Annotated in this window: 4 protein-coding genes, 1 tRNA gene and 1 pseudogene; 5 read left to right on the top strand and 1 reads right to left on the bottom strand. The window is 71.0% G+C overall.

Features of this window, described 5'->3' with window-relative positions; translation table 11 throughout:
- Positions 1-169 precede the first annotated feature (169 nt).
- Both ABD363_RS25625 and ABD363_RS25620 read left to right on the top strand, forming a co-directional pair.
- Positions 170-832 carry a DegT/DnrJ/EryC1/StrS family aminotransferase gene (locus ABD363_RS25625; protein ID WP_344607598.1) on the top strand — a complete coding sequence of 221 codons (663 nt, stop codon included), beginning with the start codon at positions 170-172 and terminating at the stop codon, positions 830-832.
- 98 nt (positions 833-930) lie between these two features.
- Positions 931-1,006: transfer RNA gene (locus ABD363_RS25620), tRNA-Thr, on the top strand.
- Positions 1,007-1,073: 67 nt separating this feature from the next.
- Here ABD363_RS25620 and ABD363_RS25615 read toward each other — a convergent pair.
- Positions 1,074-3,827 carry a SpoIIE family protein phosphatase gene (locus ABD363_RS25615; RefSeq protein WP_344607594.1) on the bottom strand — a complete coding sequence of 918 codons (2,754 nt, stop codon included), beginning with the start codon at positions 3,825-3,827 and terminating at the stop codon, positions 1,074-1,076.
- Positions 3,828-4,221: 394 nt separating this feature from the next.
- On the opposite strand from ABD363_RS25615, the gene ABD363_RS25610 reads away from it, so the two are divergent.
- The 3 genes and pseudogenes from ABD363_RS25610 (at position 4,222) to ABD363_RS25600 (ending at position 13,641) form a co-directional block, all read left to right on the top strand.
- Positions 4,222-9,702 (top strand): HAMP domain-containing protein, encoded by a 5,481-nt coding sequence (locus ABD363_RS25610; protein WP_344607592.1) that lies wholly within the window; start codon positions 4,222-4,224, stop codon positions 9,700-9,702.
- Positions 9,703-10,009: 307 nt separating this feature from the next.
- Positions 10,010-10,683: pseudogene (locus tag ABD363_RS25605) on the top strand (response regulator).
- Between the two features lie 219 nt (positions 10,684-10,902).
- Entirely contained in the window at positions 10,903-13,641 is a 2,739-nt protein-coding gene (locus tag ABD363_RS25600; protein WP_344607590.1) for a DNA translocase FtsK, read from the top strand.
- Positions 13,642-13,907: the final 266 nt, after the last annotated feature.

The raw sequence follows: 13,907 nt of genomic DNA, 5'->3' as shown, positions 1-13,907 counted from the left end.
CAGCGCCGATGGTACTGCAGGGGGGACCCTGTGGGAGAGTAGGACGCCGCCGAACAATTTTTGAAAGGGTTGGACCCCGAACTTCGGTTCCGGGTCCAACCCTTTTTTGCTGTGCGTCACCTGAAGTTCACGTTGCGCACCCAGCATCCAGGACATGGGTACTGCTGCAATGCTCAGGGCCGCCGGTGTCGGAGTCGGTGACGAGGTCATCGTGCCGGCCTTCGGGAACGTGGAAGTCTCCGAGGCCGTCGCCCTGACCGGTGCGCTTCCGGCGTTCGCCGACATAGACCCCGTGACGTACTGCCTGGATCCGTCCGCCGTGGAGGCGGCGGTGACCCCGCGGACGGCGGCGGTGGTCGTCGTACACCGCTTCGGCCGGACGGCCGATGTGGGGCGGTTGCGGGCGCTCGGGCAGCGGCACGGGCTGCTCGTACTGGAACAGGGGGAGTCCGAGGCGCCGTACGACGAGGTCGCGCAGCGCAGGGAGCGGGCCGCTTACCTCGACGCGAAGCTGCGGGGGGTGCGGACGCCCGACGGGGGCGACGGACATACCTATCAGCAGTACGTGGTGCGGGTGCCGGGCAACGGGCGGCCGGACCGGGACGCCTTCGCCCGCGCCGTGCGGGCCAGGGGAGTCGAGTGCCGGGTGCCGGTGAAGACGCCGGTGCACCGGCTGCCGGAGTTCCGGCGGTGCGTGGCTCTGCCGGAGACCGAGCGGGCCGCCGCCGAGACCCTCGCGCTGCCGGTCGACGCCTCGTTGACCAGACGGGACATGCAGCGGATCGTGTCCGCGTGCAACGCGCTGGGGGGACTGCTCCAGCCGGCCCCCTGAACGGATGGCGTGACGGGACGGTCGTGGTTGGGAACACGGGTCGGTTCGGGGTATGATCTATTCCGTTGCCGCGAGGGAAACTTCGAAAAAGGCGACAGGCCCCTATAGCTCAGTCGGCAGAGCGTCTCCATGGTAAGGAGAAGGTCAACGGTTCGATTCCGTTTGGGGGCTCCAGCGAAAAGGCCCCGCCCATCACAGGGCGGGGCCTTTTCTCGTTCCCCGATCCGTCTCTGATTCCCGCTCAGTCCTTGTGCGGCTCCGGCACCCGCATCGCCAGGATCGCCATGTCGTCGGACGGGGCGTCCGACGCGAAGCGCTCCACCGCGCGCATGATGCGGGCGGCCACCGCGCCGGCCGTCAGACCCGTACAGGTCGTGAGGACATCGGCGAGGCCGTCGTCGCCCAGCATGCGCGTACCCTCGCGGCGCTCGGTGACGCCGTCCGTGACGCACAGCAGGACATCGCCCGGATCGAGGGTGACCGTCTCCTCGTACAGCTCCAGGTCGTCGATGACGCCCAGGAGCGGCTGGGGCTCGGCGGCCGGCTCGACCGTGCCGTCCTGGCGCAGGCGCAGCGGGAGGGGGTGGCCGGCGCAGACCACCTTCAGCTCCGCGCCGCCGTCCTCCTGCGGCCGCAGCTCGCCGTACAGAAGCGTCAGGAAGCGGCTGCGGGCACCCTCGTCGAGGATCGCGGAGTTCAGGCGCTCCAGGACCGCGGGGCCGCTCAGGCCCTCGCGGGCCAGCAGCCGCAGCGCGTGCCGGGCGAGGCCCGTGACCGCCGCCGCGTTCGGGCCCGTACCGCAGACGTCGCCGATGGCGAAGCCGTAGGCGCCGTCGCGGATGGGGAAGACGTCGTAGAAGTCGCCGCCGACCTCGTTGCCCTCGCCGGCCGCGCGGTAGATGACCTCGACCTCGACGCCCTCGATCCGGGGGAGTTCGGGCGGCAGGAGGCTGCGCTGGAGGGACTGGCTGATGGCCGTGCGCTCCGAGTACAGGCGGGCGTTGTCCAGAGCCAGGGCCGCCCGGCGGGACAGGTCCTCGGCCAGTTCCAGGATCTCCTGGCGGAAATGCTCGTCGGTCGGCTTGCCGAGCGTCAGCATGCCGATGACGCGGTTGCGGGCGACCAGCGGCAGGACGACCGTTTCACCGCCGACCGCGGAGGCCGTGGCCAGGGTCGGGCCGATGCCCGACGCCATCCGCTGGACCGGGCCGCCGCTCAAACCGAGGCTGCGCATGGAACTGCGCAGGGCCGCCTGGTGCGCGACCTCGGCGGGGGCCGTCCAGACGCGGGCGCCGGGGGTGGGGACCGGGTCGGGCGGAGGAATCCTCGACAGCAGGTGCTTGATGCCGTCGATGAGCTCCTCGTCCTCGTGCAGGACGTACGACAGGTCCGGCTCCGAGGCCTGGTCGGCGATCGTGTACACCGCGCACCAGGTGGCCAGCGTCGGAACCGTCATCTGGGCCATCAGGGCCAGTGTCTGGTCGCGGTCCAGGGTGCCCGCGAGGAGGTCGGAGGCCTCGACCAGGAAGCTCAGCGAGCCGCGGCGCAGGCGCTCCAGCTCGCCCAGGCGGGCCGACTCGACGGCCAGGGCGATGCGGTCGGCGGCGAACTGCAGGCGCAGCGCCTCCTCGTTGGAGTAGCGCCGCGGGGCCTCGGCGGCGACGCCGAGGGAACCGGTGAGGCGGCCCTCTACCTTCAGGGGGACCGTGACGACCGAGCGCATGCCGGTGCCGTTGAGCAGCGGTACGGCGCCCGGCACGGCCGTGAGGTCGTCATGGACGGCGGGCATACGAGCGGAGCCGTAACGGCCGGAGCCCGCCTCGACGGGGACGCGGGCGAAGCGCTGGCGGGCGGAGGGCAGGCCCGTGGAGGCGCGGACCTCCAATTCGGTTTCGTCGTCGGTGGCCAGGAGCAGGAAGGCGGCGTCGCCGTCGAGCATGTCGCGGGCGCGTTCCACCGTGCGCTGGAGCAGGCCGTCGAGGTCGTCCGGGGCCGGGGAGCCGATGAACAGCTCGAAGGGATCGGTGCTCTGCTTCTCCGAGGCGCCGCCCGCGTCGGACGCCGGGACGCGCGACGGCGTCTGCAGGACGGCGCGTTCGTGGTCCCGGACCAGGAGGCAGACCGTCGACGGTTCACCGCCGGTGTCGCGGACGCGCAGATGGGAGGCGTACACCGGTGTCACCCGGCCGTTGGCGGCGCGGATGCCGTAGCTGCCCTCCCAGCGGGAGAGTTGGAGCGCCTCGGCGATGCCGGTGCCGGTACCCGGGGTGTGCGGCCAGGCCGCGAGGTCGGTCAGGGGCTTGCCGACGACCTGCTCGGCCGGGTAGCCGAAGAGCTCCTCGGCGTCCTCGTTCCAGGCGTTGATGGCGCCCGTGCGGTCGATCTGGACGACGGCGACGCGGACGCGGCCGTCGGCGAGCGGGAGGAGTTCGACCGGGAGGGCGGGGCCCGCGGTGCGGGTGCCGACCGGGCGTTCGGGGAGGGCGAGCTGGAACCAGACGTTCTTGTGGGTGGGCGTGTAGTCGACGCCCCAGCGGTCGGCCAGGGCCGCGCACAGCTGGAGACCGCGGCCGCCCTCGCAGTCGGGACTGCCCATGGTGACGGCCGCCCCCTGGAGAGGAATCTCACGTTCCGGGTAGCGGTCGGAGACCTCGATCCGTACGCCGCCGTCGCTGCGCAGGCACACGACCTCCGCGGAGGTGCCGGCGTGCACCACGGCGTTGGTCACCAGCTCGCTGGTGAGGACGACGGCGTCGTCGACGATGTCGGCGAAGCCCCAGCCCTGCAGGGTGTCCCGGACGAAGGAGCGGGCGCTCGCGACCGATCGTCCGACGGGCTCGAAGCTGGCGGCCGCGCGCGCGGTGATCACAGGACTCCTCGACTCTTTCTCCACGTGCAGGGCTTCGACGCCGGCCGGTTCGTGCCGCTGCTGCGGCAGGCCGTCTGCCGGCCCGGGGTCCGGGGGCTGTCCCCCCGGGATCAGTCCGGTGGTCATGTGTCCGGCCGCCCCTCCGATGCCCGCTCGTCTCCGTGCCACCGCCCAGGCCGGACGGACCGGCGTGGCTGGACAGCCGCAAGCAAGGTTACTTACCTTCGCCGTCCGTGCGGATGCCGGTCCGCGGTGTTTCCGCCCGAGGGAGTGCGGACGATGTGCGAAGCTGCCGAACTGTTATGGCCTGGTTCGGCGGGAGTGAAACACTGGGCAGGGTTCCTGTGAAGGTCCGGGCACGCCGAGTGTCTTCCGTGCGGAGCGGGCAGCAGCCCCGGCGGCGGCCCGCCGGGCCGGGCGGGAACACACAACAGTACGGAAAACACGCGGTGGTAACCGGTACGCCGAGCGGCGGTACCCGGGCACGGCGGTAATGGTCGACCCCTGCGGGAGGGACACAGTGGAGTCTGGCGCAGCGACGCGGGGCACGAAGACGCGCGCGAAAGGCGGACCGTCCCTGAACAACCGGCGCAGTACGCGCAATGGGACCACTGCGGTGGACACCGCTGCCCTGAACCGGCTGCTGGCGGCTCTGACGGCCATGCGGGACGGGAACTTCCGCAAACGGCTCACGGTGTCCGGGGACGGCGTGATGTCCGAGATCGCGGCGGTCTTCAACGAGGTGGCCGACCGCAATCTCCACCTCACGGGTGAGCTGGCGCGGGTGCGGCGCATGGTCGGACGTGAGGGAAAACTCACCGAGCGGTTGGAGACGGGCGCCTGCGAGGGGTCCTGGGCGGCCGCGATCGACAACTCGAACGCGCTGGTGGACGACCTGGTACAGCCCGTCTCCGAGGTCGGCCGGGTGCTGTCCGCGGTGGCGGAGGGCGACCTGTCGCCGCGTATGGAGCTGCGGACGCAGGGGCCGGACGGGACCGGGCATCCGCTGCGGGGCGAGTTCCTCAAGGTCGCCCGTACGGTGAACAACCTGGTCGACCAGTTGTCGACGTTCACCGACGAGGTCACGCGGGTGGCCAGTGAGGTGGGGACCGAGGGCAAGCTGGGCGGGCAGGCCCGGGTGCGCGGCATGTCCGGTTCGTGGAAGGACCTCACGGAGTCCGTCAACACGATGGCGCACCGGCTGACGGCCCAGGTCCGGGACATCGCGCTGGTGACGACGGCGGTCGCCAAGGGGGACCTGTCGCGCAAGGTCACGGTGCACGTGGCCGGGGAGATGCTGGAGCTGAAGAACACCGTCAACACGATGGTGGACCAGCTCTCCGCGTTCTCCTCGGAGGTGACGCGGGTCGCGCGCGAGGTGGGCACCGAGGGCGCGCTGGGCGGGCAGGCGCAGGTGCCCGGGGTGGCCGGCGTGTGGAAGGAGCTCACCGACTCCGTCAACACCATGGCCGGGAACCTCACCGCCCAGGTGCGCGGGATCTCCGAGGTGACGACGGCGGTCGCCAACGGCGACCTGTCGCGGAAGGTGACCGTGCCGGCGCGCGGCGAGGTCGCGCAGCTCGCCGAGACCATCAACCAGATGACCGAGACGCTGCGGATCTTCGCGGACGAGGTCACGCGCGTGGCCAACGAGGTCGGCGCCGAGGGGCGGCTCGGCGGGCAGGCGAACGTGCCGGGCGCGGCCGGCACGTGGAAGGACCTGACGGACTCCGTCAACACCGTGTTCCGCAACCTGACGACCCAGGTGCGGGACATCGCCGCCGTCACCACGGCGGTGGCCAACGGCGATCTGTCGCAGAAGGTCACCGTGGACGTGGCCGGGGAGATGCTGGAGCTGAAGAACACCGTCAACGGGATGGTGGACCAGCTCTCGGCGTTCGGCTCCGAGGTCACGCGGGTGGCCCGCGAGGTCGGCGTCGAGGGGGAGCTCGGCGGGCAGGCGCAGGTGCCGGGCGCGGCGGGCACGTGGAAGGACCTGACGGACTCCGTCAACACGGCGTTCCGCAACCTCACCGGACAGGTGAGGAACATCGCCCAGGTGACGACGGCGGTGGCCAACGGCGATCTGTCGCAGAAGGTCACCGTGGACGTCTCCGGCGAGATGCTCCAGCTGAAGAACACCGTGAACACGATGGTGGACCAGCTGTCGTCCTTCGCCGACCAGGTCACCCGCATGGCCCGGGACGTGGGCACCGAGGGCCGCCTGGGCGGTCAGGCGGTGGTGCCGGGCGTGTCCGGGACGTGGAAGGAGCTCACCGACTCCGTCAACTTCATGGCGGGCAACCTCACCTCCCAGGTGCGGCAGATCGCCCAGGTGACGACGGCGGTGGCGCGGGGCGACCTCTCCCAGAAGATCGACGTCGACGCGCGCGGGGAGATCCTGGAGCTGAAGAACACCATCAACACGATGGTCGACCAGCTCTCCGCCTTCGCCGACCAGGTGACCCGGGTGGCCCGGGAGGTGGGCACGGAGGGCCGGCTCGGCGGTCAGGCCAGGGTGGACGGCGTCGCCGGGGTGTGGCGCGACCTGACCGACTCCGTGAACGGCATGGCGGGCAACCTGACCGCGCAGGTGCGCAACATCGCGCAGGTCGCCACCGCCGTGGCCCGCGGCGACCTCTCCCAGAAGATCACCGTGGACGCGCGCGGGGAGATCCTGGAGCTGAAGAACACCCTGAACACGATGGTGGACCAGCTGTCGTCGTTCGCCCAGGAGGTCACGCGGGTGGCCCGGGAGGTCGGTACCGAGGGCATCCTCGGCGGCCAGGCCGAGGTGCAGGGCGTCGCCGGCACCTGGAAGGACCTCACGCAGTCCGTGAACGGCATGGCCAACAACCTGACCATGCAGGTGCGCAACATCGCCGAGGTCACCACCGCCGTCGCCAAGGGCGACCTGTCGAAGAAGATCACCGTCGACGCCAAGGGCGAGATCCTCGAACTCGTCACCACCGTCAACACGATGGTCGACCAGCTGTCCTCGTTCGCCGAGCAGGTGACCCGGGTGGCCCGCGAGGTGGGCACCGAGGGCATCCTCGGCGGGCAGGCGAACGTGCCGGGCGTCACGGGCATCTGGAAGGACCTCAGCGACAACGTCAACCTGATGGCGAAGAACCTCACCGTGCAGGTGCGGAACATCTCCCAGGTGGCCGCCGCGGTCGCCAACGGCGACCTGACGCGGACGGTGACGATCGAGGCGCGCGGTGAGGTCGCGCAGCTCGCGGACACCATCAACACGATGGTGAAGACGCTGAGTTCGTTCGCCGACCAGGTCACCAAGGTGGCCCGCGAGGTGGGTACGGACGGCATCCTCGGCGGGCAGGCGCACGTACCGGGTGTGGCCGGCACGTGGAAGGACCTCACCGAGTCGGTGAACCAGATGGCGTCCAACCTGACCGGCCAGGTCCGCAACATCGCCATGGTGACCACGGCCATCGCCAAGGGCGACCTGACCAAGAAGATCGACATCGACGCGCGCGGGGAGATCCTGGAGCTGAAGACCACCATCAACACGATGGTCGACCAGCTGTCCTCGTTCGCCGAGGAGGTCACGCGGGTGGCCCGCGAGGTGGGCACGGAGGGCCGGCTCGGCGGTCAGGCCCGGGTGCGGGACGTCGACGGCACCTGGCGGGACCTGACGGAGTCCGTGAACGAGATGGCCGGGAACCTGACCCGGCAGGTGCGCGCCATCGCGCGCGTGGCGACCGCGGTGACCCGCGGCGACCTGAACCTGAAGATCGACGTCGACGCGTCCGGCGAGATCCAGGAGCTGCAGGACTACATCAACAAGATGATCGCCAACCTGCGCGACACCACGATCGCCAACGAGGAGCAGGACTGGCTCAAGGGCAACCTCGCCCGTATCTCGGCGCTGATGCAGGGCCGCCGCGACCTGGAGGACGTCGCCTCGCTGATCATGAGCGAGCTGACCCCGGTGGTCTCGGCGCAGCACGGCGCGTTCTTCCTGGCGATGCCGCTGGTCGACGGCCAGGACGCGGGTGTGGCGGGCGACGACCAGTACGAGCTGCGCATGCTCGGCTCGTACGGCTACTCCATGGGCTCCATGCCGACGTCGTTCCGGCCGGGGGAGGCGCTGGTCGGGACGGCCGCCAAGGAGAAGCGCACGATCCTGGTGGAGAACGCGCCGAGCGGTTACCTGAAGATCTCCTCGGGTCTCGGGGAGGCGCCGCCCGCCCAGGTGATCGTGCTGCCCGTGCTGTTCGAGGGGAAGGTGCTCGGCGTCATCGAGCTGGCGTCCTTCACGCCGTTCACGCAGATCCAGAAGGACTTCCTCAACCAGATCGCCGAGATGATCGCGACGAGCGTCAACACCATCTCCGTCAACACCAAGACCGAGCAGCTGCTGAAGCAGTCGCAGGAGCTGACCGAGCAACTGCGGGAGCGGTCGGCCGAGTTGGAGCAGCGGCAGAAGGCCCTGCAGGCGTCCAACGCCGAACTGGAGGAGAAGGCCGAGCTGCTGGCCCGGCAGAACCGCGACATCGAGGTGAAGAACACCGAGATCGAGGAGGCGCGGCAGGTCCTGGAGGAGCGCGCCGAGCAGCTCGCCGTGTCGATGCGGTACAAGAGCGAGTTCCTGGCCAACATGTCGCACGAGCTGCGCACCCCGCTCAACTCGCTGCTGATCCTGGCCAAGCTGCTCGCCGACAACGCGGAGGGCAACCTCTCCCCGAAGCAGGTCGAGTTCGCCGAGACCATCCACGGCGCCGGCTCCGACCTGCTCCAGCTCATCAACGACATCCTCGACCTGTCGAAGGTCGAGGCGGGCAAGATGGACGTCTCCCCGACGCGGATCGCGCTCGTCCAGCTCGTGGACTACGTGGAGGCCACCTTCCGGCCGCTGACCGCCGAGAAGGGCCTGGACCTGTCCGTACGGGTGTCGCCGGAGCTGCCGGCCACCCTGCACACCGACGAGCAGCGGCTGCTGCAGGTGCTGCGCAACCTGCTGTCCAACGCGGTGAAGTTCACCGACTCCGGATCGGTGGAGCTGGTCATCCGGCCCGCGCGGGACGACGTCCCGCAGCAGATCCGGGAGCAGCTGCTGGAGGCCGGTTCGCTGACCGACCCGGACGCGGACCTGATCGCGTTCTCGGTGACCGACACCGGCATCGGCATCGCGGCCAGCAAGATGCGGGTGATCTTCGAGGCGTTCAAGCAGGCCGACGGCACCACCAGCCGCAAGTACGGCGGCACCGGGCTCGGGCTGTCCATCTCGCGGGAGATCGCGCAGCTGCTCGGCGGTGAGATCCACGCGCAGAGCGAGCCGGGCCGCGGCTCGACGTTCACGCTCTACCTGCCGCTGCACCCGGCCGAGCTGCCGCCGCAGGGCTACCAGCAGCCGGTGCCCGCCCTGGAGGCCGGTGAGCTGGTGGCGTCGGCGGCCGGGACGTCCGAGCTGTCCGACGTGGAGATCGAGACGCCGGCCGAGGTGAAGTCGTACCAGGAGACGCAGAACGGTCCCGCCGCGCTCTTCCGGCGCCGGCGCAGGACCTCGCCGTTCGCCGAGCAGCGCGCCGGGCGGCAGCAGCAGGAGCAGTGGCCGGCGGCGGAGCAGGAGGCGGCGCCGCAGGCACGCCGGAGCATCCGGTTCGGCGGCCAGAAGGTGCTGATCGTCGACGACGACATCCGCAACGTCTTCGCGCTCACCAGCGTCCTGGAGCAGCACGGCCTGTCCGTGCTGTACGCCGAGAACGGCCGCGAGGGCATCGAGGTCCTGGAGCAGCACGACGACGTGGCGGTCGTCCTGATGGACATCATGATGCCCGAGATGGACGGGTACGCCACGACCACGGCGATCCGCAGGATGCCGCAGTTCGCCGGGTTGCCGATCATCGCGCTGACCGCCAAGGCGATGAAGGGCGACCGGGAGAAGGCGCTCGAGTCGGGCGCCTCGGACTATGTGACGAAGCCGGTCGACCCCGATCACCTGCTGTCGGTGATGGAGCGGTGGATGCGAGGAGAGTGAGGGGAGTGTCCGGAGGCCGTGCGCAGGTGGCGGGAACCTTTGGTGTGTGCGCGCGGCCGCTGACGCGGCGCGTCCGGCGTCGTGTAGAAGTAGAGGATTCGGGGAACCTTCTGGTCTCCCGCCACGTTTCTGCTACGTGCACAGTGACATCGTGGTGACAGGGTGTGGCGAAGGGTGGGGTGCGACTACGATGACCGGCACAAGGACGGGCGGCGCAAGGGAGTCGTCCCCCGGGGCGGCACCCACCGGTGTCTCCCCAAGTCCTGCGGACCGGGGAGGCCCCAAGCCGGGGCGAGGAGGGCGGGCCATGGTGCAGAAGGCCAAGATCCTCCTGGTCGATGACCGGCCGGAGAATCTGCTGGCGCTGGAGGCGATCCTCTCTGCGCTCGATCAGACGCTGGTGCGGGCATCGTCCGGGGAGGAAGCGCTCAAAGCACTGCTCACGGACGATTTCGCGGTCATTCTGCTGGACGTCCAGATGCCGGGCATGGACGGGTTCGAGACCGCCGCGCACATCAAACGGCGGGAGCGGACCCGGGACATCCCGATCATCTTCCTCACCGCGATCAACCACGGCCCGCACCACACCTTCCGCGGGTATGCGGCGGGCGCGGTGGACTACATCTCCAAGCCGTTCGACCCGTGGGTGCTGCGCGCGAAGGTCTCCGTCTTCGTCGAGCTGTACATGAAGAACTGCCAGCTGCGGGAGCAGGCGGCGCTGCTGCGGCTCCAGTTGGAGGGCAGCGGCAGGGACGCGGACGGCGAGGCGCGGGAGCCGGCGGGGCTGCTCGCCGAGCTGTCGGCGCGGCTCGCGGCGGTCGAGGAGCAGGCCGAGGCGCTGTCCAAGCAGCTCAAGACGAGTCGACGGACGCGGCGGCGGTGGCCACGGCGGCCCATCTGGAACGCAAGCTCACAGGGTTGCGGCGAGCGCTGGACGCACTGGAACCGGGGACCTCCGGAGGCCAGGCCGCGGTGAACTGACGCCGGTCGCCGCGGGCCGGGGCGGTCCGTCGCGCCGGGGCGCGGGCCGGTGCCGCGCGGCCGGGCCGAGACGGTCCGCCGGTGCCCGGGCGCCTTCGGTGAAGTCGCATCACCAGGCACGCCGGGCGCGCCAGTTCCGCCCCTTCGGCAGAGCGACACGAACGGGTGAAGCCGTGGGCACACGTGTCCGCCGTCGTCTCCCCCGGTAACCTCACACCCATGGCCTCACGTCCCTCCGCAGCCAAGAAGCCGCCCGCGAAGAAGGCGGCCGCTTCCGCGAAGGCTCCGGCGAGGAAGGCCGCTGCCCCAAGGGTCCCCGCGAAGAAGGCCCCCGCGAAGCGGCCGCCCGCCAGGAAGGCCGCGGCGAGGAAGCCCGCGCCCAGACCGGCGCCCAGCCCCACGGCGGGCGTCTTCCGGCTCGTGCGCGCGCTCTGGCTCGGCCTCGCGCACGCCGTCGGGGCCGTGTTCCGCGGCATAGGGCAGGGGGCCAGGAACCTCGACCCGGCGCACCGCAAGGACGGCGTCGCGCTGCTGCTGCTCGGCATCGCCCTGATCGTCGCCGCAGGCACCTGGGCCGACCTGGAGGGGCCCGTCGGCGACCTGGTCGAGATCCTCGTCACCGGCGCCTTCGGCCGGCTGGACCTGCTCGTGCCGATCCTGCTCGCGGTCGTCGCCGTCCGTCTCATCCGGCACCCGGAGAAGCCCGAGGCCAACGGCCGCATCGTGATCGGCCTGTCCGCGCTGGTCATCGGCGTGCTCGGGCAGGTGCACATCGCCTGCGGCTCGCCCGCCCGCGACGGCGGCATGCAGGCGATAAGGGACGCCGGCGGCCTCATCGGCTGGGCGGCGGCGACCCCGCTGTCGTACACCGTGACCGACGTCCTGGCCGTACCGCTGCTCGTGCTGCTGACGGTCTTCGGGCTGCTGGTGGTCACGGCCACGCCGGTCAACGCCATCCCGCAGCGGCTGCGGCTGCTCGGCGTGCGCCTCGGCCTGGTGCACGACCCCGGCGCGGAGGCGTACGGCGAGGACGACGAGCGGTACGAGCAGCAGTGGCGCGAGGCACTGCCCGCCGGGCCCCGCAGGCGCGGGCCCGCTCCGGAGGCGTACGAACCCGACCGCGCGGAGCAGGAGGCCCTGTCCCGGCGCCGCCGTCCGCGGCGGTCCGCGGCGGCGCCGCAGCCCGGCGCGGACCGGCCCATGGACGCCGTGGACGTCGCCGCGGCGGCCGCCGCCGCGCTCGACGGCGCCGTCCTGCACGGCATGCCGCCCTCGCCGGTCGTCGCCGACCTCACCCAGGGCGTGCGCGCGGGGGACCGCGAGCCGACCGCGCCGGTCCCGGCGCCCGCGCCGGCCGCGCGCCCCCGGCAGGAGGAGCCCCCGCGGAAGCAGCCGACGACGGCGGTGCCCGACCTCACGAAGACCCCGCCCGCCCAGCCCCGCGAGCTGCCGCCGCGCGCCGAGCAGCTCCAGCTGTCCGGCGACATCACCTACGCCCTGCCGTCCCTGGACCTCCTCCGGCGCGGCGGCCCCGGCAAGGCGCGCAGCGCCGCCAACGACGCCGTCGTCGAGGCGCTCACCACCGTCTTCACCCAGTTCAAGGTCGACGCCCGGGTCACCGGCTTCACGCGCGGGCCGACGGTCACGCGCTACGAGGTCGAGCTCGGCCCCGCCGTGAAGGTCGAGCGGATCACCGCGCTGACCAAGAACATCGCGTACGCCGTCGCCAGCCCGGACGTACGGATCATCAGCCCGATCCCCGGCAAGTCGGCGGTCGGCATCGAGATCCCGAACACCGACCGGGAGATGGTCAACCTCGGTGACGTGCTGCGCCTCGCGGAGTCCGCGGAGGACGACGACCCGATGCTGGTCGCCTTCGGCAAGGACGTCGAGGGCGGCTACGTCATGCACTCGCTGGCGAAGATGCCGCACATGCTGGTCGCCGGCGCCACCGGGTCCGGCAAGTCGTCCTGCATCAACTGCCTGATCACCTCGGTCATGATGCGGGCGACCCCGGAGGACGTCCGGATGATCCTGGTCGACCCCAAGCGCGTCGAGCTGACCGCCTACGAGGGCATCCCGCACCTGATCACGCCGATCATCACCAACCCCAAGCGGGCCGCCGAGGCGCTCCAGTGGGTCGTACGCGAGATGGACATGCGCTACGACGACCTCGCGGCGTACGGCTACCGGCACATCGACGACTTCAACCGGGCCGTGCGCGAGGGCAAGGTCAAGGCGCCCGAGGGCAGCGAGCGCGAGCTGCAGCCGTACCCGTACCTGCTGGTGATCGTCGACGAGCTGGCCGACCTGATGATGGTCGCGCCGCGCGACGTCGAGGACGCGATCGTGCGGATCACCCAGCTCGCGCGCGCGGCCGGCATCCACCTGGTGCTCGCCACGCAGCGTCCGTCCGTCGACGTCGTCACCGGCCTGATCAAGGCCAACGTGCCGTCGCGGCTCGCCTTCGCCACGTCCTCGCTGGCGGACTCGCGGGTCATCCTCGACCAGCCGGGCGCGGAGAAGCTGATCGGCAAGGGCGACGGGCTGTTCCTGCCGATGGGGGCGAACAAGCCGATCCGCATGCAGGGCGCGTTCGTGACCGAGGAGGAGGTCGCGGCCGTCGTCCAGCACTGCAAGGACCAGATGGCGCCCGTCTTCCGGGACGACGTCGTCGTCGGCGGCAAGCAGAAGAAGGAGATCGACGAGGACATCGGCGACGACCTCGACCTGCTGTGCCAGGCGGCCGAACTGGTCGTCTCCACGCAGTTCGGGTCGACCTCCATGCTCCAGCGCAAGCTGCGCGTCGGCTTCGCCAAGGCCGGGCGGCTGATGGACCTCATGGAGTCGCGGAACATCGTCGGCCCGAGCGAGGGGTCGAAGGCGCGTGACGTTCTTGTGAAACCTGACGAGCTGGACGGTGTGCTGGCGATGATCCGGGGGGAGTCCGAAGGGTAGGGAGACGGGCGCGGTGGTCGCCCCGCGGGAGCGGGACGCGGCGCCCCGGCCGGGCCGGTCGTGACCCATCCGTAAGGGATCATTGGGCAACCGTTTCCCCCCGCCGTACGTCAAGTTGAGGGAAGCGACAAACAGCCACTCCACCATCGGGAGGCCGGGCCATTCCGATGGCGTACAAAGTCCGACCGCCCGGTTGCCCCACCCTTTTGCACCCCCCCTAGACTGAACGTCCAGCACAGGCGGCTACACGCTCGAAAGGCGCCCCC

It is taken from the genome of Streptomyces glaucus, assembly GCF_039533365.1.
Lineage (GTDB): Bacteria > Actinomycetota > Actinomycetes > Streptomycetales > Streptomycetaceae > Streptomyces > Streptomyces glaucus.
Note: the sequence above shows the minus strand (reverse complement) of the source record. Positions and strands in the feature narration are given on the sequence as shown.